The following is a 25522-nucleotide window of genomic DNA, read 5'->3' on the forward strand; positions in this document are numbered from 1 at the left end:
AAGTGCGGTCAAAATTTATAGTGAATTAAGTACCGCACTTTATGAGAAATAAAATGAAAAAACGACACTTCATCTGTATCGTTCTTATACTAGTTTTTGCATTCAGTTGGCGATGGCGTAATGTTTGTCGAGATATGGAGTATTCAATGAACTCGACTAATCATTGTGTAAACCACAGCTTTCCAGAATTCAAGCGTAATATTTCTGTTTGTGCAGGTTTCATTCCTAATGGGTTTTCACTTAATTTGGGTTATCGTGCCACAGTTTTTGTGTTTGATCTTAATAAGAATTTGCTTGGCTTTTACGATCTTGGCGAAGAATACATGGATGGAATAGGAGATAAGTCTGGTCCATACGTCGATGAAAACACTTTTGATCTTGGCTTACTGGGGCAAGGTAGTGAATTTGATACGACACCATGGTTTCATCGCCGATTAGAAGCAAAACTTATCGAGAGAATGTGTAAAAAATAAATACTACCTTAAACAAAAATGAAATAACTAAAGTGCGGTTAAATTTAATCGCATTTTTTGTTTAAAAGAAATAGAGAAAATAAGATGGCTGGGGTACTAGGATTCGAACCTAGGGATGCCGAGATCAAAACCCGGTGCCTTACCGCTTGGCGATACCCCAACAGAAATTCTTTGATTGGAAATAAAGAAGATTTTATTTAGATAGTATGGCTGGGGTACTAGGATTCGAACCTAGGGATGCCGAGATCAAAACCCGGTGCCTTACCGCTTGGCGATACCCCAACTACTATTTGACTGCAAGCTGATAAATGGTGCGGGACGAGGGACTTGAACCCACACACCTCTCGGCGCCAGAACCTAAATCTGGTGCGTCTACCAATTTCGCCAGTCCCGCAAACTTGGTGGCTACAGCGAGATTCGAACTTGCGACCCCAACATTATGAGTGTTGTGCTCTAACCAACTGAGCTATGTAGCCATCATTTGCTTTACCTTATCGGCTTTGCGGGGCGTATTATCCTGATTTGACCTATTCTCGTCAATCATTTTTTTGCAAAAAACGGATTTTTTGATTTAGTTGATTATAAATAAAACGCTTTTGCTATTTTTTGTTCACATCAAGAACGGAGATCATTCCAACAAAACGTTTCCAATGCAAGGTGTTAAATTGCCCTGGAATGTACCAATTAGAAATGGTTCCATCAAGATATAAAGCATCATAGCAACCAATTTTTAACAAACCTTGACTCAATGTATAAAGATTTGGCTCACCTTTTATCGTCATCAAGAACAGTAATTCATTCTGCTTCGTTAAACACACTGCATTACGCTTATGATAGCTTTCTAGGCTTGCTCGAAATTGCGGATTCATTTTTCCATGAATAATCAACATCGGGCCTGATTGCAAAGCAAGGTCTGGCTTGAGTTTGCTTTTCTGATACGCAGCAGTTGTTAAAATATAGGGTTTATTTCCAGCAATGGCAAATACCCCATTAGGCTGTACATGGAAGTTACCTTTGCCTGATTTTGTATTTAACGCATTAAGCTCTTTTCCTTGCTCAATCCATAACCCCGCAGGCACATTATTCATACTATAAATGCCCGCATTCATCACCATTTTCACGTTATAGCTATCTTCTAAGGCATTTTTGAGGCGCGTTAAACTTTGATAATCGTTACCCTCAGAATCTTTCCAATGTAGCTGCACTTCTTCTGGTTTAGCTTGGAAAATCCCGTAAGTAACATTGCCATCATTAAAGGTTCGATATTCAGCTAGGGCTGACACACTTATTAATAGTGATGAACTGCCTAAAAGTGCGGTCAAAAATCTAATCGTTTTTTTCATTTAAAGGATGGGTTAAATGCAAAGCATTGGAAAAAGCGTGCAAGCCTTCCGCATTACCAGATTTCATCATGGCTTGCATAGTTTGGGTTGGCGCATGAATGAGTTTATTCGTTAATTTATAACTCAATTCTTGCAGAATTTTTTCAGCATTCTCACCTTGTTGAATTTGGTGTAAGGCTTTTTCGAGTAATTCTTGGCGAGTATTCTCCGCCTCATCACGATAATGACGAATCAAATTGGAGAACTGATGAACCTTCAACCACTCAAAGAAATCCGTGCATTCTTGTGTAATGATGTCTTGCGCTTGCTCTGATGCTTGCTCACGTTGAGAAAGATTACGCTGGATAATATCTTGCAAATCATCCACGGTGTAATGATACACACTTTCTAATTCCGAGACGTTTTCATCAATATCACGCGGCACCGCAATATCCACCATCAAAGTCGGTTTAAATTGGCGTGCTTTTTCCGCAATTTCAGCCATCGCTTTGGTGATTAAAACATTTGGGCTGCCTGTTGAGCTGATAACAATATCCGCTTGATTTAGTGCTGTTTGCAACTCATCGAGAGAATATACTTCAATCAGCGTATTGGAGGCCAAAGTCTCCACCAACTGTTCAGCGCGAGATAAAGTGCGGTTAGCAATCATCAATTTTTTTACGCCGTGGCGTAATAAATGACGGCTTACCAATTCAATAGTTTCCCCTGCCCCAACAAGCAAAATTTGTAATTCACGTAAAGATTCAAAAATCTGACGCGCCAAGCTACAAGCCGCATAAGCCACCGATACAGCGCTTTCACCAATATTGGTTTCAGTACGAACACGTTTTGCCGTTGCAAAGGTTTTTTGGAATAAGCGAGAAAGCGTGCTTGAAAGTGGAATATTCGCCGCTTGATAATAATCTTCACTGATTTGGAAGGCTTGTTTCACCTGTCCTAAAATTTGCGGCTCACCCAAAATTAATGAATCCAAACCACACGCCACGCGCATTAAATGATTCGCTGCTTGTTGATTTTGATGTGTGTAAATACTTTTATTTAATTCATCGACAGAAAGCTGATGAATGTTAGCAAACCAATTTATACAGTTCGTTTGCCATTGTTTACACTCTTGGGGTGAAATTTGACGATGGTGAAGATAAATCTCTGTACGGTTACAGGTAGAAAGAATAACCGCACTTTCTGCCAAATCTTGTTGGTGAATTTGTTGTAAGGCAAGCTGCCGCTTTTCTTCAGAAAAAGCGACTTTCTCACGAACAGCGACAGAAGCTGTTTTATGATTAATGCCTAGAACAAGAAGGGTCATAAAAACCTAATAAAAACAACCGCACTTTTATGAATAGGCGGCTTAAGTAGAAAGTAAAAGTTTCGCTATTTTAATGAATTGTTGAGAATTGAGCAAATTTCAAGAGAAAAAACTCAAACAAATAACTAAAATGAGTTAAAAGTTATCTTTAGCTAAACGCCATTGTGTAAATTCGTCTAAATTTTTTGCTTGTAAAAACGGATTAATTTGTTTCTCTAATTCAATCGTTGTCGGCAAACTCGGTTTACCCTCTGCTCGATAACGTTCCACTAAAACACGTTGATTTTTGACCGCACTTTTATCCGCCAAGACGGTTTCCGCAAAAGCTAAATTACCCAGCGTATATTCATGAGCAGGGCAAACAACGGTTTCATTCGGTAATTGATTAAAACGCTGCATGGTTTCAAACATTTGAGTAAAATCCCCTGTAAACACGCGTCCACAACCACCTGAAAATAGCGCATCGCCGCAAAATAGATGTCCATCCACCAAATAGCTGACATGCCCTGCCGTATGTCCACCACTTGGTAAAACCTCTATATGATAATGTGCCGTATTAATCACACCACTATCCACGATATTGGTTGCCCCTTTATCTGCGCATTCTGTTGGACCGAAAACTGGCACATTGGGATAATATTGCTTAAACGCCGCGACACCTTGCACATGATCATCGTGATTATGGGTTAATAACACCGCCTCTACGCCTAGCTTATGGGATTCTAAATATGGAATTAAACGCGTTATTTCTGGGATATCGATCACAATTACGGGGAAATTTTCTCGTCTATAAAGCCAAATATAGTTATCATTGAGTGCAGGAATAGGAACTAACATAAATTACCTTATGAAAATAGGATTAACATTGAATTGGAAAGCCAAATGGCACAAACCACTTCTTTCACCTGAAAGTTGGCAAGTGTTACCGCAAGGTGAAGCCTATTGTAACGTATTAACCGATTATTTTGCCCAATGGACACCAAAAATTTTAGGCTATCAAATTCTGAAAGTCGGTGCCTTAAGTGGAGAAATCGCCTTTGATTTACCTTTACGTCATCAAATTGTATTAGCTGAAAAAACAGCGTATTTTTCTACCGCACTTTTAAATGAAAGTGACAGTTTGATCCAAGCCTCACCATTAGCCTTGCCTTTTATTGAAAAAGAAATGGATGCTTGTTTGTTGGCAACCACCTTAAACTTTGCGCAAGATCCTCACCAAATATTGCGTGAAGCACATCGCGTTTTAAAGGATGACGGCTGGATTTTCATCACGTTATTTAATCCGATGAGTCCATTACTTTTCAAACCGAAGTTAGGTGACTTCAAATTCCGACAATATGCTACTTGGCGAGTCATTGACTGGTTATCCTTATTAAATTTTGATGTGATTGCAGAAGAAAGACTATCTATAAAACAAGAAAAGACCACGCTCTGCTCTCCGCTCACGGTCATCATTGCTCAAAAACGAACCTATCCATTAACACTGAATCCGGAGAAAGCGCGGTCAAAAATGCCGGCGTTTTTAGAGCCGGCAGGTGCATTTAAAGAAATAAGAACAGAATGATTATTCTGTGACTTCTTTGATTACTGCAGAAGATGCGTTATTGATCACTGACTCAACGCCTTTTTCTGCTGCAGCTTGAGAAGAATAATATTGGCTACGGCCAATTTCTTGGTGGTTAGCTGCTTTTAATACGAAATAAGGTTTATCATTTTTTGCTACGCGATATTCAAAGTTTTTCGCATCCACACCATTTTTTTGTACTGATGCAATACCGTTTTCAGCTGATGCTTTGGTTTTATAAAGTTCGCTAGTTAAAATAACTTGTCCATTTGCTGCTTTTAAGTTGAACATAAATTGTCCGTCTTTAGCCACTTTTAATTCATAAAATCCTTGAGCCATGATATCTCCCAATTGGTTGATTTGTTTATAATTTTACCCACGCAGAAAATGCCTTTCTGCGCCAAGCTAATTTACCCTTAAAAATCAATGAAAACAAGAGCAGAAGTGCATAAATTTTATGCTTGATTAGCTCACTAAACTCCCCTATGATGCTGGGGCTTTTTATAACAGGAACAATTATGACCGAACAAACATTTATTCCCGGCAAAGATGCCGCACTTGAAGACAGTATTTCAAAATTTCAACAAAAATTGACCGCACTTGGTTTCAATATTGAAGAAGCCTCTTGGCTTAATCCTGTGCCAAATGTATGGTCGGTACACATTCGTGATAAAGATTGCCCACAATGTTTTTCTAACGGCAAAGGCGCAAGCAAAAAAGCCGCATTAGCGTCTGCATTAGGTGAATATTTCGAGCGTCTTTCAACCAACTATTTCTTTGCTGATTTCTATTTAGGACAAGAAATTGCTAACGGTGATTTCGTTCATTACCCCACTGAAAAATGGTTTCCAATTGAAGACGATTCCCTTTTACCAAAAGGGATTTTAGACGATTATTTATGGGATTATTTCGATCCTAACCAAGAACTAACGCCTGAATTACTCGTGGATCTGCAATCCGGCAATTACGATCGTGGTATCGTCGCGATGCCTTATGTGCGCCAATCCGATCAACAAACCGTCTCTATTCCACAAAGTATCATTGCGAATTTATATGTTTCTAATGGGATGTCAGCTGGCAACACAAAAAATGAAGCACGTGTGCAAGGGCTTTCAGAAGTCTTTGAGCGCTATGTAAAAAATCGCATTATTGCAGAAGCCATCAGTCTTCCTGAAATTCCAAAATCCGTGATGGATCGTTATCCATCTATTCAAGCTTCTATTGCGAAATTAGAGGAGGAAGGCTTCCCAATTTATGCTTTCGATGCCTCATTAGGTGGCAAATATCCTGTCATTTGCGTGGTATTGCTTAACCCAAATAACGGCACGTGCTTTGCCTCTTTTGGTGCACATCCGAACTTCCAAGTGGCATTAGAGCGTACCGTAACGGAGCTTTTACAAGGTCGTAGCTTAAAAGATCTCGATGTATTCTCGCCTCCATCATTCAATAATGATGATGTGGCGGAACACGCTAACCTTGAAACACACTTCATTGATTCTAGCGGTTTAATTTCTTGGGATTTATTTAAAAATACGCCAGACTATGAATTTGTAGATTGGGATTTCTCAGGTTCAACGCAAGAAGAATATGAAAACTTAATGGCAATCTTTAATGCAGAGGAAAAAGAAGTCTATATCATGGATTACAACCATTTAGACGTTTACGCTTGCCGCATTATCGTACCAGGCATGTCTGATATCTACCCTGCTGATGATCTCATTTATGCTAATAACAATATGGGGATGGACTGGCGCGAGATTTTATTAGATCTACCACACCATCATCATGATGCTGAAACTTACGAAGAGTTATTAGCAGAATTAGATGAGCAAGATATTGACGATGCCACACGTGTTCGCGAATTTATCGGTATCGTTGCACCAAAAGCAAGCGGTTGGACCACATTACGTGTTGGTGAGCTCAAATCCATGCTTTACTTAGCATTAGGTGAATTAGAATTAGCCTTAGATTGGGCAAACTGGACGATGAATATGAATAGCTCTGTGTTTACACCAGAACGTGTGAATTACTATCGTGCCTTAATCAGTATCATTGAATTGCATTTAGACAACACTCGCGATCCACAACAATATCGCACTGTGTTTGAAAGAATGTATGGCAAAGAAGCTGTTCAACAAGCTTGGGCTGTGGTGGCAGAAAAGGGTAACCCCTTCTATAACTTGCCAGCCAGCGATGAAACGCTTGAAAACTTCAAAGAACACCAAGCTTTACTTGGTGCCTATGCGAAATTACAAAAAGCTAAACGAGAAAATTGGAAATAGACGATTTTCTCTCAATTATAAGGCGGACTTCATGTCTGCCTTATTTATTTCTGCATTAAAAAACTGCTTTAAAATCAACCGCACTTTTCACACAAAAACGCTTAAATTTGTGCTATAATTCGTCGCAATTTTTTGATCAAAAAAGGAATAAAAATGACGGATTCAATCCATTCCTCTATTACCCCAGTCAATATTGAAGAAGAACTAAAATCTTCTTACCTTGACTACGCCATGTCGGTGATTGTTGGGCGTGCTTTGCCTGATGTGCGTGACGGTTTAAAACCGGTGCATCGACGTGTGCTTTTCTCCATGGATCAATCTGGCATCACTGCCGGCAAAAAATACGTAAAATCTGCCCGTGTGGTAGGTGATGTAATCGGTAAATATCACCCGCACGGTGATTCTGCAGTGTACGACACCATTGTGCGTATGGCACAGCCGTTCTCATTGCGCTACATGTTGGTAGATGGGCAAGGTAACTTCGGTTCAATCGACGGTGATGCGCCAGCGGCAATGCGTTATACCGAAGTCCGTATGCAAAAAATCACCCAAGCGTTATTAACTGACTTGGATAAAGAAACCGTAAATTTCTCGCCAAACTATGATGGCGAATTAATGATTCCGGATGTATTACCAACTCGTATTCCTGCACTTTTAGCAAACGGTTCTTCCGGTATTGCGGTGGGGATGGCAACCAACATTCCACCACACAACTTAAATGAAGTTTTAGATGGATGCTTGGCTTATATTGATAACGAAAACATCACCATTGATGAGTTAATGCAATATATCCCGGGCCCAGACTTCCCAACAGCGGCATTAATTAATGGCCGTAAAGGGATTGAAGAAGCTTATCGCACTGGTCGCGGCAAAGTGTATGTTCGCGCTCGCGCTAGCGTAGAAACCACAGATAAAGGCAAAGAGCAAATTATTGTGACCGAATTGCCTTATCAAGTGAACAAAGCCAAATTAGTGGAAAAAATTGCTGAGCTTATCAAAGATAAAAAAATCGAAGGCATCAGCAATATTATCGACCTTTCGAACAAAGAAGGGATTCGCATTGAAATTGACATCAAACGTGATGCCGTAGGCGAAGTAGTATTAAATCACCTCTATGCGCTTACCCAAATGCAGGTAACCTTCGGGATTAACATGGTGGCCTTGGATCACGGTCAACCACGTTTATTCAACTTAAAACAAATCATTGAAGCCTTTGTGATGCACCGTCGCGAAGTGGTGATTCGCCGTTCTTTATTTGAATTGCGTAAAGCCCGCGAGCGTACCCATATTTTAGAAGGTTTAGCGGTTGCAACATCAAATATCGATGAAATCATCGATATCATCCGTCAATCGAAAGAGCGTAAAGAAGCGGCAGAAAAATTAATCTCTCGCCCTTGGAAATTGAATAACGAAATTTTAGGTTTACTTGATGCAGCGGCACGTCCAGCTGAGTTAGCGGCTGAATTTGGTATTAAAGGTTCGGATTACTATCTTTCTCCAGAACAAGTTGATGCAATCTTAGAACTTCGCTTGCATCGTTTAACCGGTCTTGCTACCGAAGAAGTAATCAATGAATACAAAGAGTTATTGGTTAAAATTGCAGAACTTCTCCACATCATCAACAGCCCTGAGCGTTTGATGGAAGTGATTCGTGAAGAGCTTGAACAAGTACGCGCACAATTCGCGGATGAACGTCGTACCGAAATTACTGCGGCTTCTGGTGATATTGATTTAGAAGATTTAATTGCTCAAGAAGATGTGGTAGTGACCCTTTCTCACGAAGGTTATGTGAAATATCAACCGCTTACCGACTACGAAGCACAACGTCGTGGTGGTAAAGGTAAATCCGCAACGAAGATGAAAGATGAAGACTTCATTGAAAAACTCTTAGTAGCGAATACTCACGATACGATTCTCTGTTTCTCTAGCCGCGGTCGCTTATATTGGTTGAAAGTCTATCAATTACCACAAGCAAGCCGTGGTGCGCGTGGTCGTCCGATTGTGAATATTCTACCGTTGCAAGAAAACGAGCGTATCACCGCAATCTTGCCAATCTCTGCTTATGAAGAAGATAAATTCGTCATCATGGCAACGGCTGGTGGTATTGTGAAGAAAATTGCGCTAACCGAATTCAGCCGTCCACGTTCAAGCGGTATCATCGCCTTGAACTTACGTGATGAAGATGAATTAATCGGCGTGGATATCACCGATGGTTCTAACGAAATCATGTTGTTCTCTTCGCAAGGTCGCGTAGTACGTTTCGCTGAAAGTGCAGTGCGTGCAATGGGTCGTTTAGCAACAGGTGTACGCGGTATTAAACTCGCCCTAACCAACGACATCGCTGACGATGAAAGTGCGGTCGAAATTGAAGAGGTTTCCGATGATAATGCAGAAGAAACCCTCGATCTCAATATCGATAAAGTGGTTTCCTTAGTTGTGCCGAAAAATGACGGCGCAATCCTTACGGCGACGCAAAACGGTTACGGTAAACGCACACAATTAAGCGAATACCCAACCAAATCCCGTAATACCAAAGGGGTGATTTCGATTAAAGTGAGCGAACGTAACGGTAAAGTCGTTGCGGCGACACAAGTGGAAGAAACCGACCAAATTATGCTTATCACTGATGCGGGTACCTTAGTGCGTACTCGTGTAAGTGAAGTGAGCATCGTTGGCCGTAACACCCAAGGGGTTCGTTTAATTCGTACCGCAGAAGATGAGCACGTAGTCAGTCTTGAACGTGTTTGTGATGTGGATGATGAAGACGAAGGCACTGAAGATGTGACTTCTGAAGAATAATTGATCTTCCATTAAATAAAAGCCCCGCGTTTTGATTCGCGGGGCTTTTTTATTGCATCTAAAAACCTCTTTTAGAGATCTATTCTATTGATGAAAACTACTCGCCTTCTTCTAATTCATCAGCCATTGCAGCCAAGATTTCACGGGTTAAATACGCCAATGAACGATAGAAAGGAAGTGTGGCATAAGTTTCCACTTGGGTTAAGAATTTCGCTGCACAAGGTAATAAGAAATCACCGAATAAATCTTGTTGAGCAGATAGCGATTCCGTGTTGTCTTCTAACCAAGAAGCTGTAAGCAATAGCAAAGCGAAATGATCCACGTTTTCTGCTTCCGGTACATTACGGGTATTACGAAAATCCACAAAACGTTGCACATCTATATCGTAGCTTGAGATAGCTGTCGGCACATTACCATTTGGACCAAACAATTTTTGATATTCTTGATCAAGCAACGTTAAATCAATTTTCATTTGTAAATTATCAATGGCTGCTTCGCTTTCTTTATCCGTAGAAAGCGCCCACACTTGACTTAAACCTTGTTGTTGCAGCCAATCAAATACCCCACTTAAAATTGGATCTGTGGGACTACGGTAAAATAAATTGCCGAATAAGCGACTAATTAAAGAGAAATTATTCATTTGAGTTTCTGACATCTGTTGCTTTCCTATAATTGTGCTCAAGATTGAGCTAAAAGTGCGGTCAATTTTGCCGTTGTTTTTTCGGCGACTTCGTCAAGCATTGCTTGGCGAGCAGCATTATCGATAATATGAATATCACCGAACAAAGTGTAATCCACATTCTCGATACCGCAATAATTAAACAAACCATTGATCAAACAATGATTGAGGGATTTATCCACACCGTACTCTTGATATTTTGCTACGCTACTCCCTATGGTGATAAATTGTTGCATCGCTTTATCTTGAAGCAGACCTTTGGATTCACCATTCTCTGTTTTATAAGCAAAACCATGGCTTAATACACGATCCAAATAGCCTTTCAACATGGCGGGAAACCCCATCCACCATAAAGGATAAACCATCGTCATCAAATCTGCTTGACGGATAAAATCATGTTCCTGCTGAATTTCCGCTGGGATAATCCCCTTATTGGCCGATTGTAATTCTTCAAAGGAAATAATCGGGTTAAATTCCATCGTGTACAGATCACGCAAATGGGTTTCAACACCAAGCTGTTGGCTTGCTTTTACAATGCGATCCACAATGGCTCGACCAAAACTTTTTTGGCTATTGGGATGCGCAAAAATAATCAAATGATTCATTCTGTTACCTTTTTAACTAACAATGTAATGCCATCAACGCGTTCAACCACCACAAGATCATTCACCGTTAAATGCTCGCCTTGAATGCGCCATGTGGTGTCGCCAAAGGCACCGCGACCAATACCGTTAGAACCAATTTCTAACACCGTGCCTTTTTTACCTAATAGTGTATGATCCCGTTGATTTAAGGTTGTACGTGATTGATCCTGATTATCTTTGCTATGCTGGTATTTCCACCAAAGCAACGAGAGAATAATCGCTAAAATCGCATAAAAAACGGCTAACGCGGTTAAGGATAAACTCGGCACCAATGCCATTACGCCTGCTGCCACAATCGCAGCCAAGCCCCACCATAATAAAAACACGCCAGGTACGAGAGTTTCAGCGATTAATAATACAAAACCTAATACTAACCAATGCCATACCGACCAAGTTGTTAACCAATCTGCCATATCAACTCCTTGAGAGAAAAAGTGCGGTCATTTTTAACCGCACTTTAGGAAATTACGCTTTTTTGTCGCCTTTTAACAGTTCGGCAATACCCGCTACCGAGCTGATTAAATTACCGGCTTCAAGCGGCATCATGACCACTTTGCTATTTGGTGAACCACCGATTTGTTTTAAGGCTTCTGTGTATTTTTGAGCGATGAAGTAATTGATCGCTTTAGTATCACCGCTAGCTATCGCTTCTGACACCATTTGGGTTGCTTTCGCTTCTGCTTCTGCTGCACGCTCACGCGCTTCTGCTTGTAAGAAGGCTTCTTGACGCTCCCCTTCCGCTTTCAGAATTCGGGCTTGTTTTTCCCCTTCTGCACGTAAAATTTCCGCCTGACGAATACCTTCCGCTTCCAACACTTCCGCACGTTTATTACGTTCTGCTTTCATTTGGGCATTCATGGAATCAATCAATTCACGTGGTGGACGCACATCGCGAATTTCAATACGAGTAACTTTAATCCCCCAAGGGTTGGTCGCTTCATCCACAATTGCCAGCAAGCGACCGTTAATAGAGTCACGTTGGGAAAGCATTTCATCCAATTCCATCGAACCTAATACGGTACGAATATTGGTCATAGTTAAATTGATAATCGCCTGTTCTAAATGATTCACCTCATAAGCCGCGCTACGGGCATCAATCACCTGAACGAAACAGACCGCATCAATAGATACGTTGGCGTTATCCTTAGAAATGACTTCTTGTGATGGAATATCTAATACCTGTTCCATCATATTGATCTTACGGCCAACACGATCCACAAATGGTACAACGAAGTTTAAGCCCGGCATTAAGGTGTGGGTATAACGCCCAAAACGCTCAATCGTCCAGTTATAACCTTGCGGTACGGTTTTGAGTGCTGAAAAAAGTACGACGACGACTAATACAATAAAGACGATTGCGGCAATAGATAAGCCTTCCATAGATTGCTCCTTAATGTGAGGAAATATAAGAAAAGTCTATCAAATTAGACCGCACTTTGTACATAAATATATTTATCGTTTTCTCTTATAAATTCAAAAAGATGCGTAATGCAATTTGGGGCATCTAAATCTTGATGAGAGACAAATAAAAGTTGGGTTTTACTATTATTAACCAGTTGCTCAATAAAATATTTCACGAGCTTGCGATTTAATCCATCAAGCCCTTGAAAAGGCTCATCTAAAATCAAAACAGGCGGATATTTCACCATCGCACGAGTAATGAGCAATAAACGTTGCTGTCCCCAAGAAAGTGAACGAAATGGCTTTTTTGCTAAATGAGTAAGATTTAAACGAGCCAACCACTGCATGGCTTTCAAACGAATTGCCTCTGGTACGTGTTGATAAATCCCTATACTGTCAAAAAAGCCAGAAATAATCACATCAAGCACAGAACAATTCACGCGATAATCTAAATGCAGTTGGCTGCTTACGTAACCAATTTTTTGTTTGATATCCCAAATGGTTTCGCCTGAACCACGTTGTTTACCAAAAATCACCACATGATTCGCAAAGGCTTGAGGATGATCACCTGTAATTAATGAAAGTAAGGTAGATTTCCCTGCGCCATTTGGTCCTTTAATCCACCAATTTTGATGAGGTTGCACAATCCAGTTTAAATGATCCAAAATCACTTTATCGCCATACTGAACCGTGACATTTTTAAGCTCAAAGTGCGGTTGGTTTTCAGGTAGTTTTAGTAATGGTGACGCTGGTTCTGGCAAAGCCACATCAACAGATTGCTCCGCATAAACTAATTGTTGATAAATACTTTGTTGCTCAATAGATTGGCGTTCACCTTCTAGTACTACTTCTAAATTTTCCAACATAGCTAAATGGGTCGCTTGGGCTGGAATATTCGCTAGACGATTAACAATTAGAACGATTGCACATTCTTTTTTCAGTTCGTTCAGCATCGCCATCCAATCTTGCACAGATTGCTGATCTAGCCCTTCAAAAGGTTCATCTAAAATTAATAGATCAGGCTTTTGTAATAATGCTTGTGCCAATAAGACTTTTCGAGTTTCCCCAGTGGAAAGTTTGATAAAGAAACGATCTAAGAGATAAGTAATCCCTAATTTTTCTGCAATCTCTTCGCAAAAATCTAGCGATGAACTGCCATTTAAGATCATTTCCCTTGCGGTTTTACCAAAAAAATCTGGATCGGTATCATCATTATTTAAATTCTTTAATGTCGCTTCAAGAATTTCTCGCTGTTTTTCAAAAGAGAAAGATTGAACATTTTTGAAAGTATTACGATACTCCCCTTCCTGTAAAGGCAATTCATTTTGCAAAGCTAAAGCAAACGCTGATTTTCCACTCCCATTACTGCCCACCACAACCCAATATTGTCGTGGCTCAATCGCAAAGTGCGGTAAGTTTAAGGTCTGTTTTTGATGAAGTTCAAATTTTGCTTGCTGAATTAAAAGTGTCATTCTCTTTCCCTTAAAAACAAAAGGCGAGCAATTTGCCCGCCTTGTCAGATTCATTTAATTAACCGTTTTTACGCTCTTCTTCCATACATACTGCCGCAGTAAATAATACGTCAGTTGAAGAGTTTAGCGCGGTTTCTGTTGAATCTTGTAAGATACCAATCACGAAACCTACACCGATCATTTGAGCTGCAATGTCATCATTAATACCAAATAAGCTACAAGCTAATGGAATTAACAATAATGAACCACCAGCCACACCAGAAGCACCACATGCACAAAGCGCCGCAACAATACTTAATAACACCGCACTGATGAAAGATACTTCGATGCCTAATGTATGAACAGCTGCTAAGGTTAATACAGTAATTGTAATCGCTGCCCCCGCCATGTTGATATTCGCACCTAATGGAATCGCCACAGAATAGGTTTCTTCATCAAGATTTAAGCGTTTTGCTAATTCAATGTTTACAGGAATGTTTGCTGCAGAGCTACGTGTAAAGAATGCCGTTACACCACTTTCGCGTACACAAGTCCAAACTAATGGATATGGATTACGACGAATTTTCCAATAAACGAGAATTGGATTAAGTACAAAGGCAGTAAATAACATTGTACCGATTAACACGAATAATAAGTGAACGTATCCACCTAACGCTGATAAGCCTTTGTCAGATAATGTTTCAGCCACTAAACCGAATACACCGAAAGGTGCAAATGAAATAATCACGTGAACAATTTTAGAAATGCCTTCTGCAAAATCAGCCACAACTTGTTTAGTTGCATCTGATGCATGACGAAGGGCTAAACCTAAACCGATAGACCACGCTAAAACACCGATAAAGTTTGCTTTGAAAATTGCATTTAATGGGTTATCCACCACATTCAATACTAACGTTAACATGACTTGACCAACAGATTGAGGTGCTGAACTCGCATCCTCTTTTACTGCAAGAGCCACATCTGATGGGAATGCCATACTTGCAATTACCGCAGCAACGGCGGCTAAGAAAGTACCTAAAAGATAAAGCATGACAATTTCTTTCATGTTGCTTTTAGAGCCCACTTTCTTATTAGCGAGTGCTGCCATAACAAGGAAGAAAATCAAAATTGGTGCAACAGCACGCAATGCTTTAACGAAAATTTGACCCAGCACGCCAAAGCTAGATGCAAGATCAATGCCTGATGAATTCTTAACACTCTCATTCACCAATGCAACAAGGATCCCGAGTACCAAACCAACGGCAATTCGTTTTACCAAATTACCTTGGAAAAGAAAATGAAATAAACGTGATGTATTCATAATAGTTTTAAATAAAGATTAAGTTGAACTTCAGATCGTTACGATCCACCGAAACAGAGTAAAGATAGCTTAAATTTTGTTTAAAAGAAAATTTTTTCTTTATTATTTTATTAAAAAATTGAACTTTTTAAGCTTGGAATGAATTTTTTCTAAAATTTTCGCCTATAAAAAAATTTTTTCTATGCCCTATTGACATACTGTATCTAACTACAGTATATTACAACTGTATAAACAACCAATGATTAAAAACACATTAACTAAAAGGAACACAAGATGATGAACTACGCAAATATAGTTGCACAAAATGATATGACGTTTTCTTATCATCCTATGCCATTTTTCAATGATGTTGAAAGCAAATCGACATTTAATAAAAAATTAGATCTCAACCTTTATTGCATCAAACGTCCACAACAAACTTGTTTTATTCGTGTAACGAATCCTAATATGCTTGCTTGGGGAATTGAAATGGGCGATATGTTAGTTGTTGAAAAAAATGACAGCCTTTTCATCGGTGATCTTGTAGTATTAGAAAAACAAGATGAATTCCATATTTATGAATTTGCCGGCGTAAGCGGTAATGAATTTGTATTCATGGCATTAGATTCCAAAGTGGAGAATATTAAAACAACACAATGGACAAGCCTACCATTGGTTGGAACGGTAACAAATACCATCCACCAAATGAAACCAAGAAGAGATTTAATGAAATTTGCGGCTTAAGCCAATAAACAGATAATCTATGTAAAAAAAGTGCGGTTAATTTTAACCGCACTTTTTGTTGAAATAAAAAATTGTTATTACATCACTCGACGTGATTGTGTGTAAGTTCTTGCCCAGTAATCTTCATCTAATGAACTAATTGTTACACCTTGGCTTGAACTTGCATGCATAAATTGGTTATTACCAATATAAACACCTACATGGTTATTTCGACGGAAGAACACTAAATCGCCTTTACGTAATTCATGTTTTTGGATTTGACGACCTAAATAGCGTTGTTCTGAAGTTGTGCGAGGAAGTTCCACACCATAAGCATCAAGGAAAGCGGTTTGCATAAATGCAGAACAGTCAATACCACGTTTTGTGCTTCCGCCCATTCTATAACGTGTACCACTCCATTCGTTATAAACTTGAGCAAGTGCTTTATCACCAATTAAACCAGATTTAGGACGGTTTGTTCTTAATTTAGGGTGAAGTCCACCTTGTTTCCCATCTAAACCTGCAATTAAACCCGTTAGCTCCGCATCATCGCTCTCTGTAATTACTCCATTATGAGCCTGCCTAGAGCCATTAGAACAGGCTGTTGTCAACACTGCCAATCCTACAATAATCAAAATCTTCTTTAACATAGCTTTTAAATAATAAAAAAATATAAAAACAAAACTGGTCGGATTTTATCAAAAAGTCATTTTGACCGCCAGTTTTTATTGAATTTTTATGCAATTTTGTGAGCTATCTCTCAAAAAATAAAGGCCACTCATTCGAGTAGCCTTTATGGAAGATTTCAATTAATTATTTTTTCTTCGCTTTTGCGTTTGGAAGGTCAGTAATTGAACCTTCAAACACTTCAGCCGCAAGACCAACAGATTCGTGAAGTGTTGGGTGAGCATGGATGGTTAATGCGATATCTTCTGCATCACAACCCATTTCGATCGCAAGACCGATTTCACCTAATAATTCACCACCGTTAGAACCAACGATTGCCCCACCAAGTACGCGGTGAGTATCTTTATCGAAGATTAATTTGGTCATACCTTCAGCACATTCTGAAGCAATCGCACGACCAGAAGCAGCCCAAGGGAATTTAGCAACTTCGTAGTTTAAACCTTCTTGTTTACATTCTTTCTCAGTTTTACCTACCCAAGCCACTTCTGGTTCAGTATAAGCAATAGAAGGAATGACTTTTGGATCGAAATAATGTTTTTGTCCTGCAATCACTTCTGCCGCAACGTGACCTTCGTGAACACCTTTGTGAGCTAACATTGGTTGACCAACGATATCACCGATTGCGAAGATATGAGGCACATTGGTACGCATTTGTTTATCAACATGAATGAAACCACGCTCATCCACTTCAACGCCTGCTTTACCTGCATCGATCAATTTACCGTTTGGTGTACGACCGATTGCCACTAATACGGCATCATAACGTTTAGTATCGTTACATGCTTTGCCTTCCATTGAAACATAGATACCATCATCTTTTGCTTCAACTGCGGTCACTTTAGTTTCAAGCATTAACTTGAATTTTTTCTCTACTTGTTTGGTGTAGATTGCAACAACATCTTTATCTGCTGCTGGAATCACTTGATCAAACATTTCAACGACTTCAACTTCAGAACCTAATGCATGATACACGGTACCCATCTCTAAACCGATGATACCACCACCCATGATTAAAAGTTTTTTCGGTACTTCTTTTAATTTAAGTGCATCTGTTGAATCCCAAACACGTGGATCTTCATGTGGGATGAATGGTAATTGAATTGGGCGAGAACCCGCTGCGATAATCGCATTATCGAATTTGATTGTTGTTGGTTTACCATCACGATCACGTGCTACTAATGTATGTGGATCGGTAAACGCCGCTAAACCTTCAACAACGGTGACTTTACGTTGTTTAGCCATGCCAGCAAGACCACCGGTTAATTTCGCCACAACCGCTTCTTTACCTGCGCGCACTTCATCTAAATCAATGCGAGGCTCAGCGAAATACACACCGTTTTTGCTTGCGTGTTTTGCTTCTTCAATTACTTTCGCTACGTGAAGTAATGCTTTAGAAGGGATACAACCTACGTTTAAACATACCCCACCTAATGTTGAATAACGTTCAACAAGTACTGTTTCTAAACCTAAGTCCGCACAACGGAATGCCGCTGAATAACCTGCAGGACCTGCACCAAGTACCACAACTTGGGTTTTAATTTCTTTACTCATTTTTACCTCGTAAAAACGTTCAAATTGTTGACCGCACTTGCGATCCTTTCTGTAAGATGTGAGCCTAATCACTCACATCTTACCGCGTTAATTACATCACTAAGCGGCGTAAGTCAGCTAATACGCCATTGATATAGCTTAAGAAACGAGCACCATCAGCACCATCGATCACACGGTGGTCGAAAGATAATGATAATGGAAGCATTAAGCGTGGCTCAAATTCTTTACCATTCCAAACCGGTTGCATTTCTGATTTAGACACACCTAAAATTGCCACTTCTGGTGCATTTACGATTGGCGTAAAGTGAGTTGTACCAATACCGCCTAAGCTTGAAATAGTGAAACAACCACCTTGCATATCAGAACCTGAAAGTTTACCGTCACGTGCTTTTTTGGAGATTTCCATTAATTCACGAGAGAGTTCGATAATACCTTTTTTGTTCACATTTTTAAATACAGGTACCACTAAGCCGTTTGGTGTATCTACCGCTACGCCAATGTTGATGTATTTTTTAAGTGTTAATTTTTGACCGTCTTCAGAGATAGAGCTATTGAAACGTGGGAACGCTTCTAATGCTTTCGCTACCGCTTTCATAATGAACACAACTGGCGTAATTTTCACATCCAATTTTTGTTTTTCAACAATCTTGTTCTGTTCTTTACGGAATGCTTCTAAATCAGTGATATCTGTGCGATCGAAGTGAGTAACATGTGGAATCATTACCCAGTTACGATGTAAGTTTGCACCAGAGATTTTGTTGATTCGGCTTAATTCAACTTCTTCGACTTCACCAAATTTGCTGAAGTCAACTTTCGGCCATGGTAATAAACCTAAGCCTGCGCCATTTGCTACACCATTACCCGCTGCTGCAGAAGATACAGTGCCTGTTTCAAACGCTTTAACAGCGGTTTTCACGTAAGCTTGGATATCTTCTTTCACGACACGACCTTTACGACCGGTACCTTTTACGCGATCAAGGTTGATACCGTATTCACGCGCTAAACGACGAATCACTGGAGTTGCATGTGCATAGCCTGCGCTTGCGACAACTTGTTCCTGGCTTAAGCCAGATACATTACCTGATTGTGCTGCCGGCGCTGCTGCAGGTGCTGCTTGATGAGCAGGAGCTGCTGCCGCTGGAGCCGCTGCTGGAGCAGGTGCTGCACCCGCCACTTCAAATTTCATAATTAATGAACCAGTTGAAACTTTATCACCTGATTTCACTAAAATTTCTTTTACCACACCCGCGAATGGAGCTGGTACTTCCATTGAGGCTTTATCGCCTTCAACGGTAATTAAAGATTGCTCTTCAGAAACGCTGTCGCCAACTGCAACCATGATTTCAGTTACGTTAACTTCATCGCCACCAATATCAGGTACATTCACTTCTTTAATGGCTGAAGCTGTTGGTGTTGGTGTCGGTGCTGCTGCAGGTGCTGCCGCCTGTTGAGCTGGCGCTGCGGCTGGTGCTGCACCCGCCACTTCAAATTTCATGATTAATTTGCCTGTAACAACTTTATCGCCTACGTTGATTAAAATTTCTTTTACCACGCCAGCAACAGGAGCAGGTACTTCCATTGACGCTTTATCACCTTCAACATTGATGATTGATTGATCAACTTCAACAGTATCACCAACTTTCACCATAATATCTGTTACGTTTACTTCGTCTGAGCCGATATCGGGTACATTAACTTCAACTACACTTGCAGCTGCTGGTGCGGCTGCCGGCGCTGGTGCTGCAGCGGCTGGAGCAGGTGCTGCCGCCTCCGCTGACTCTAAAACAAGCATTGGTGTGCCAGTTGTGACTTTATCACCCACTTTCACTAATACTTCTTTTACCACACCGGCTTCTGGTGCAGGGACTTCCATTGAGGCTTTATCACCTTCAACATTAATAATACTTTGATCAGCGGTAATGGTATCACCTACTTTCACCATCACTTCTGTTACGGTAACTTCATCACTACCGATATCAGGAATTTGAATTTGTTTTGACATGTTATCTTACCTTTAAAAAACGCAGTTAAAATCAACCGCACTTTATTTGTAGATGATCCTGTGCGTTTTGCGCACAGGATGTTTTTATTAAGCGTAAAGCGGGTTTAAAACTTCAGTTTTTAAACCAAATTTCGCGATTGCATCAGCCACCACTTTCGCATCAAATTTACCTTGTTTTGCAAGCTCATGTAATGCTGCAACCACAACATAACGCGCATCCACTTCGAAGTGTTCACGTAAGTTTTCACGGCTGTCTGAACGACCGAAACCATCAGTACCTAATACGTGATAGCTTTGTGCAGGAATGAATGCACGAACTTGTTCTGCGAACAATTTCATATAGTCAGTAGCCGCAACAGCTGGCGCATCATTCATCACTTGTGCAATATAAGGAACGCGTGGTGTTTCTGTTGGGTGTAACATATTCCAACGTACAGCATCCGCACCTTCACGAGCGACTTCAGTGAATGAAGGCACGCTATAAACATCTGAGCTTACACCATATTCATTTGCAAGGATTTGTGCTGCTTCACGAACATGACGGAAGATCGCACCAGAACCTAATAATTGAACATGGCCTTTGTTGTCTTTCGCTTCAACGGTTTCAAATTTATAAAGACCCTTACGAATACCCTCTTCAGCACCTTTTGGCATTGCTGGTTGTTCGTAAGTTTCGTTTAATGTGGTGATGTAGTAGAACACATCTTCTTGTTTTTCACCGTACATACGATTAATACCGTCTTGTAGGATAACTGCCACTTCATAAACGTAAGCAGGGTCATAAGACACACAGTTAGGAATAACAAGAGATTGAATATGGCTATGACCATCTTCGTGTTGTAAGCCTTCACCATTTAATGTTGTACGGCCAGAAGTACCACCAATCATGAAACCACGTGCTAATTGGTCACCGGCTGCCCACATCAAGTCACCCACACGTTGGAAACCAAACATTGAGTAATAGATGAAGAATGGAATCATCGGAAGGTTATTGACAGAGTATGAGTTCGCTGCAGCTAACCAAGATGATGCCGCACCTAATTCATTGATACCTTCTTGTAATACTTGACCATCTTTCGCTTCACGGTAGTAAGCCACTAAATCACGGTCAGAAGGCACATAGTTTTGACCATGTGGATTGTAAATACCGATTTGACGGAATAAACCTTCCATACCAAAAGTACGTGCTTCGTCAGCAATAATTGGCACAATTTGTTGACCAATATTTTTATCTTTCAATAAAGTATTTAAGAAACGCACGAATGCCATTGTAGTTGAAATTGGACGAGCTTGAGCTTCCAATAATGGGGCAAATTCTTCTAAAGCCGGAACTTTAAATTCAGTGGTGAATTTTGGTAAACGTTTTGGTAAGTAACCGTTTAACGCTTTACGTCTGCCGTGAAGATAATTGTACTCTTCCGAACCTTCTGGGAAGGTGATATACGGATAGTTAGGGATATCTTCATCTTTAATATCTAGGTGGAAATGATCACGGAAGTATTTAAGACTTTCGATCGACATTTTTTTAGATTGGTGAGCCGTATTTTTACTTTCTGCTTCAGGAATTTTATAACCTTTAACCATGTGTGCAAGGATTACTACAGGTTTACCTGCTGTTTGTGCTTTATGGAATGCCGCATAAAGTTTTTCTGAGTCATGACCACCGCGTCTTAATGCCCAGATTTCATCATCTGTCATATCCGCTACTAATGCTGCAGTTTCTGGATAACGACCAAAGAAGTGTTCACGAACATAAGCACCATCTTTAGATTTGAAGGTTAAATAGTCGCCATCCAGCACTTCCATCATCAATTGAGTTAACTTACCTGAGGTATCTTTGGCAAATAATTTGTCCCAGTTAGAACCCCACATGACTTTGATCACTTCCCAACCTGCACCCGCAAATAAACCTTCTAATTCTTGAACAATTTTACCATTACCTGTTACTGGGCCATCTAAACGTTGCAAGTTACAGCTTACGACGAAGATTAGGTTATCTAAACCTTCACGTGCTGCGAAGGTTAAATCACCTTTTGCTTCGATTTCATCCATCTCACCATCACCAAGGAAAGCATATACTTTTTGATCTTTGGTGTCTTTTAAGCCACGGTTATCTAAGTATTTTAAGAAACGAGCAGTACGGATTGCATTTACAGGACCTAAACCCATCGATACCGTAGAGAATTGCCAGAATTCAGGCATTAATTTCGGGTGAGGATAAGAAGAAAGACCTTTACCCGGTTCACATTCCTGACGGAAGTTATTCATTTGTTCTTCAGTAATACGACCTTCAACAAATGCACGCGCATACATACCTGGTGCTGCGTGGCCTTGGAAGAAGACTAAGTCACCGCCATTTTTATCAGTCGCCGCTTTGAAGAAGTGGTTAAAACAGACTTCATACATGCTTGCTGCAGATTGATAAGTTGAAATGTGACCACCTAATTCAAGATCTTTTTTCTGGCCACGTAATACCGCCATGATCGCATTCCAACGTACAGCACTACGAATACGACGCTCAATAGCTTTATCACCTGGGTATGCTGGCTGTTCAGAAAGTGGGATGGTATTAACATAAGGGGTTGTTACGCCACCTTTTGCAATGTTCACACCACCATTACGTGCCTGCTCAATCACCTGATTGATGATGTAATGCGCACGCTCTGCGCCTTCTGCACGAATTAATGAATCAACAGCTGACAACCAATCCTGTGTTTCAATTGGGTCAATATCGTTTACTAAGGTATCTGACATAGTCTTTCCTTATTTTACTGAGTGAAAATGAAGTTTGGTTATAACCAAACACGAAAATCAAGCTTGTTAATCTATGTTACAAACATTTAACAAATCTTGTAAATTTTAGAAGATTTTTTGCAAGAAAGATAGTAGATTTTGACTGTTCTTATGGTTTTCTTCCTGTTATTTCCATACTTGTGATTAAAAGTGCGGTCATTTTAGGAAGATTTTCTGATTTGAGTTAAAGCATGCTTTACATATTGCATTCAATACCCGCTTTGATCTAAAGTGCTCGCATACTTTTTAGCTTTATAGAGGATAAAATATGAATACTACAACTCGCCCAATCTTTTCTCATAAACGAATAGCGCTCGTTGCACATGATAGCTGCAAACAAAACCTGCTCAATTGGGTAAAGAAACATAAAGAAGCTCTCGCTCCCCATCAACTTTATGCAACAGGTACAACTGGCCATCTATTAGAAAGAGAAACGGGACTCAAAATAGCCTCACTATTAAGTGGACCGATGGGCGGAGATCAGCAACTTGGCGGACTGATTGCTGAGAAAAAAATTGATATGATGATTTTCTTTTGGGATCCGATGAACGCGGCACCCCATGATCCTGATGTAAAAGCCTTAATGCGTATCGCCACAGTGTGGAATATTCCCGTTGCGATCAACCAAAGCACCGCTGATTTTCTTTTAACATCAAGCTTATTTGATCAAGAAATTAGCATTGATATCCCCGATTATGAAGGATATTTAAAAGCTCGCTTAGACTAAACGATGATACCTTAGCCAAATAATCTCAACCTAATAAAAAAGGAGATAAATGACTTTATCTCCTTTCTAATTATTTCGTTGTTAATTACTGACCTTGTGCCGCCATTCCCATCATTAACATAAATAACACGCCTTGAACTTGCTCTTCTGGAATCACTTGACCATTAAGTTTGAGCTCTCCCTTTTCAAGCACTAAGTTAAGCGTCACATTTTTATCATTATTCACCACAATATTTTGTGCTGCCGCTTGCTTAGCTTGCTCTTCAATTTGTGCTTTAATCAAAGCTCTCTCTTCTTCTGGTACAAATTGTGCAAGATTTTTTTCAACCATTTCTTTATCTACGTGAATATTTAACGCAAAATCCGTAAATTGTTTATATAAACTCCCCGCCATTAAATCAAATTTCGGATCTTTCGCTAACGCTACATTTAAATCTAATGAGACTTTACCCTGGCTATTTGAAATTGACATTGGGTTTAGTTTAATTTGAGGTTGATTATTAAAAATAGCCATACCATGATTTTCAGCCCATGAGCTTAAAATTTCGGATACCATTTCCTCATTAGAAGAATTTTCCTCATCACTTATTGATTCGAAGACAGTAAAAAGTGCTTCAATCAATGCATTAATCGCATTTGCTTCAATATGGTTTAACTCAACGTTGTAAGTTAATTTACCAAAATCTTTCCCATCAATAGCTATCGAGTCTACCGTATTTTCACTTTTGGCACTCACGAAATCACCATCGAGTGAAATATCAGATTTTGCTTTAAAACCCTTTTGGACTACAGTGCTCTCTTTTCCCGCATGATAGAGCGTAGCCATTTCAAAACTGTCAATTAAAGAAGTGCTGTTTCCCGTATAAATGTAAGCCCATTTAGTTGGATTATATGAACCTTCGACTTTCATGCCTTTCATTTTCATTGTGATTGATTTAGGCATATCTTCGCCATCTTGCTCCTCCATCACTTCTGGCAAGACAGTAGCACTCACTTCATTTAAGGTCATATCATATTTGCCAGCGAGATCTTTATTGATATCAAAGCCCATATTGATATTTGACCAAGTGACTTTCGTTCCTGGTGACTCTGGATCAGTTAGCTCTCCACCCGCTAATTCAACTTTACCTTTTGTCGATAAGTTATAGCCAGTAGTTGCTTGATATTGAACAGGTTTATCCGATTTAAGCAAATCAAATAAAGGTTGGGTGGTTTCATTTTTACCAATCACACCTTGTGCTGAAAACATTGCTGGCATGAAATTAAATTTGGTTAATTGATCGAGTGGGAATGGACCATGATAAAGCTTTGTTGACAATGGAATAGTGAAAGTCTCACCTTCTTCAGGTAAGGAAATCACGAGTTCATCTTCCACTTGAGAGGTAAATAAACCACGGTCAAACTGTTTATTTTTATAAACAACCTTAAATGAATCAGATAAGCCTAAAGCCTGAGCTTGTTTATTTGCTAATTCAATTTGACGTAAATATTCAGTTTGTGCTTTTTCGCCTGTAAACCACGCGCCACCGACACCTACCGCACCAAGAGCCACAATCACACCTAATGCTACGACTGATTTTTTCATTTGGATTCCTTTGTTAAATTAATAGATGATCAAAATTGTCGGCAATTTACCACAAAACACAATTTTTTTCTTATTTTTTCAAAATAATTTTATATTTCCCCCTTGAACTTTGTTCAGCTGGACTTATTTTGTGAAACAAGAACGGAAATGACCGCACTTTAACAGGAAGAAAAAATTTTAAATCTTGCCTCTTGAAATGCGGAAAAGTATCC

The 25522-nt window shown here is 39.8% G+C and carries 21 protein-coding genes and 4 tRNA genes; 6 read left to right on the plus strand and 19 right to left on the minus strand.

Going from position 1 to position 25522, the window contains the following annotated elements:
• Window positions 1-146 precede the first annotated feature (146 nt).
• The gene (locus tag PARA_RS09720; RefSeq protein WP_014065634.1) at window positions 147-473 is read left to right on the plus strand and encodes a hypothetical protein; all 327 of its coding nucleotides are present in this window, start codon (window positions 147-149) and stop codon (window positions 471-473) included.
• 85 nt (window positions 474-558) lie between these two features.
• Here PARA_RS09720 and PARA_RS09725 read toward each other — a convergent pair.
• The 7 genes from PARA_RS09725 to gloB all read right to left on the minus strand — a co-directional run bounded on the left by PARA_RS09725 (window position 559) and on the right by gloB (window position 3959).
• A tRNA-Gln gene (locus tag PARA_RS09725) sits at window positions 559-633 on the minus strand.
• A 47-nt stretch (window positions 634-680) separates the two neighbouring features.
• Window positions 681-755 (minus strand) — tRNA-Gln (locus tag PARA_RS09730).
• Window positions 756-782: 27 nt separating this feature from the next.
• Window positions 783-867, minus strand: a tRNA-Leu gene (locus PARA_RS09735).
• Between the two features lie 5 nt (window positions 868-872).
• Window positions 873-949 (minus strand) — tRNA-Met (locus PARA_RS09740).
• 123 nt (window positions 950-1072) lie between these two features.
• Window positions 1073-1756, minus strand: a complete 684-nt coding sequence (locus tag PARA_RS09745) for a phosphodiester glycosidase family protein (RefSeq protein ID WP_231844650.1) — start codon at window positions 1754-1756, stop codon at window positions 1073-1075.
• A 43-nt stretch (window positions 1757-1799) separates the two neighbouring features.
• The gene (gene hemA, locus PARA_RS09750) at window positions 1800-3122 is read right to left on the minus strand and encodes a glutamyl-tRNA reductase (protein ID WP_014065636.1); all 1323 of its coding nucleotides are present in this window, start codon (window positions 3120-3122) and stop codon (window positions 1800-1802) included.
• A gap of 135 nt (window positions 3123-3257) precedes the next feature.
• On the minus strand, window positions 3258-3959 hold the full coding sequence (gloB, locus tag PARA_RS09755) for a hydroxyacylglutathione hydrolase (RefSeq protein ID WP_014065637.1): 702 nt from the start codon (window positions 3957-3959) through the stop codon (window positions 3258-3260).
• Window positions 3960-3969: 10 nt separating this feature from the next.
• Between gloB and PARA_RS09760 the strand changes: the two genes are divergently transcribed.
• Window positions 3970-4686 (plus strand): class I SAM-dependent methyltransferase, encoded by a 717-nt coding sequence (locus PARA_RS09760; RefSeq protein WP_041918283.1) that lies wholly within the window; start codon window positions 3970-3972, stop codon window positions 4684-4686.
• Here PARA_RS09760 and PARA_RS09765 read toward each other — a convergent pair whose 3' ends face one another.
• Window positions 4687-5025: a YegP family protein gene (locus tag PARA_RS09765; RefSeq protein ID WP_005695704.1), complete on the minus strand. Its 339-nt coding sequence runs from the start codon at window positions 5023-5025 to the stop codon at window positions 4687-4689. It abuts the gene before it with no gap.
• 179 nt (window positions 5026-5204) lie between these two features.
• On the opposite strand from PARA_RS09765, the gene ycaO reads away from it, so the two are divergent.
• Window positions 5205-6968 carry a 30S ribosomal protein S12 methylthiotransferase accessory factor YcaO gene (ycaO, locus tag PARA_RS09770; protein ID WP_014065639.1) on the plus strand — a complete coding sequence of 588 codons (1764 nt, stop codon included), beginning with the start codon at window positions 5205-5207 and terminating at the stop codon, window positions 6966-6968.
• A 153-nt stretch (window positions 6969-7121) separates the two neighbouring features.
• Window positions 7122-9767, plus strand: a complete 2646-nt coding sequence (gene gyrA, locus PARA_RS09775) for a DNA topoisomerase (ATP-hydrolyzing) subunit A (RefSeq protein WP_014065640.1) — start codon at window positions 7122-7124, stop codon at window positions 9765-9767.
• Between the two features lie 97 nt (window positions 9768-9864).
• On the opposite strand, the gene PARA_RS09780 is transcribed toward gyrA, so the two are convergent.
• Genes PARA_RS09780 through sstT form a run of 6 tightly spaced genes read right to left on the minus strand, consistent with a single transcriptional unit; the run spans window position 9865 to window position 15263 of the window.
• Entirely contained in the window at window positions 9865-10422 is a 558-nt protein-coding gene (locus PARA_RS09780; protein WP_014065641.1) for a TorD/DmsD family molecular chaperone, read from the minus strand.
• Between the two features lie 23 nt (window positions 10423-10445).
• Entirely contained in the window at window positions 10446-11051 is a 606-nt protein-coding gene (locus tag PARA_RS09785; protein WP_014065642.1) for an NAD(P)H-dependent oxidoreductase, read from the minus strand.
• A complete protein-coding gene (locus PARA_RS09790) occupies window positions 11048-11503 on the minus strand; it encodes an NfeD family protein (protein WP_014065643.1) in 456 nt (151 codons plus the stop codon). The genes PARA_RS09785 and PARA_RS09790 overlap by 4 nt, the downstream gene beginning before the upstream one ends.
• Window positions 11504-11555: 52 nt before the next feature.
• Window positions 11556-12470: an SPFH domain-containing protein gene (locus PARA_RS09795; protein WP_014065644.1), complete on the minus strand. Its 915-nt coding sequence runs from the start codon at window positions 12468-12470 to the stop codon at window positions 11556-11558.
• A gap of 44 nt (window positions 12471-12514) precedes the next feature.
• Window positions 12515-13963: a molybdate ABC transporter ATP-binding protein ModF gene (modF, locus tag PARA_RS09800; protein ID WP_014065645.1), complete on the minus strand. Its 1449-nt coding sequence runs from the start codon at window positions 13961-13963 to the stop codon at window positions 12515-12517.
• Window positions 13964-14021: 58 nt separating this feature from the next.
• The gene (gene sstT / locus PARA_RS09805; RefSeq protein ID WP_014065646.1) at window positions 14022-15263 is read right to left on the minus strand and encodes a serine/threonine transporter SstT; all 1242 of its coding nucleotides are present in this window, start codon (window positions 15261-15263) and stop codon (window positions 14022-14024) included.
• A 273-nt stretch (window positions 15264-15536) separates the two neighbouring features.
• Here sstT and PARA_RS09810 point away from each other — a divergent pair, with 273 nt between their 5' ends.
• Window positions 15537-15986: a LexA family protein gene (locus tag PARA_RS09810; protein ID WP_014065647.1), complete on the plus strand. Its 450-nt coding sequence runs from the start codon at window positions 15537-15539 to the stop codon at window positions 15984-15986.
• A 77-nt stretch (window positions 15987-16063) separates the two neighbouring features.
• On the opposite strand, the gene PARA_RS09815 is transcribed toward PARA_RS09810, so the two are convergent.
• The 4 genes from PARA_RS09815 to aceE all read right to left on the minus strand — a co-directional run bounded on the left by PARA_RS09815 (window position 16064) and on the right by aceE (window position 22959).
• The gene (locus tag PARA_RS09815; RefSeq protein ID WP_041918284.1) at window positions 16064-16615 is read right to left on the minus strand and encodes an NlpC/P60 family protein; all 552 of its coding nucleotides are present in this window, start codon (window positions 16613-16615) and stop codon (window positions 16064-16066) included.
• Between the two features lie 163 nt (window positions 16616-16778).
• On the minus strand, window positions 16779-18203 hold the full coding sequence (gene lpdA / locus PARA_RS09820) for a dihydrolipoyl dehydrogenase (protein WP_014065649.1): 1425 nt from the start codon (window positions 18201-18203) through the stop codon (window positions 16779-16781).
• 91 nt (window positions 18204-18294) lie between these two features.
• The gene (gene aceF, locus PARA_RS09825; RefSeq protein WP_014065650.1) at window positions 18295-20205 is read right to left on the minus strand and encodes a pyruvate dehydrogenase complex dihydrolipoyllysine-residue acetyltransferase; all 1911 of its coding nucleotides are present in this window, start codon (window positions 20203-20205) and stop codon (window positions 18295-18297) included.
• Window positions 20206-20292: 87 nt separating this feature from the next.
• Window positions 20293-22959: a pyruvate dehydrogenase (acetyl-transferring), homodimeric type gene (aceE, locus tag PARA_RS09830; RefSeq protein ID WP_014065651.1), complete on the minus strand. Its 2667-nt coding sequence runs from the start codon at window positions 22957-22959 to the stop codon at window positions 20293-20295.
• Window positions 22960-23266: 307 nt separating this feature from the next.
• Here aceE and mgsA point away from each other — a divergent pair, with 307 nt between their 5' ends.
• Window positions 23267-23725: a methylglyoxal synthase gene (gene mgsA / locus PARA_RS09835; protein WP_014065652.1), complete on the plus strand. Its 459-nt coding sequence runs from the start codon at window positions 23267-23269 to the stop codon at window positions 23723-23725.
• Between the two features lie 85 nt (window positions 23726-23810).
• Here mgsA and PARA_RS09840 read toward each other — a convergent pair whose 3' ends face one another.
• Window positions 23811-25310, minus strand: coding sequence for a YdgA family protein (locus PARA_RS09840; protein WP_014065653.1), 1500 nt, complete (start codon window positions 25308-25310; stop codon window positions 23811-23813).
• Window positions 25311-25522: the final 212 nt, after the last annotated feature.

Origin of the sequence: Haemophilus parainfluenzae T3T1 (assembly GCF_000210895.1) — a bacterium.
Classification (GTDB): domain Bacteria; phylum Pseudomonadota; class Gammaproteobacteria; order Enterobacterales; family Pasteurellaceae; genus Haemophilus_D; species Haemophilus_D parainfluenzae_A.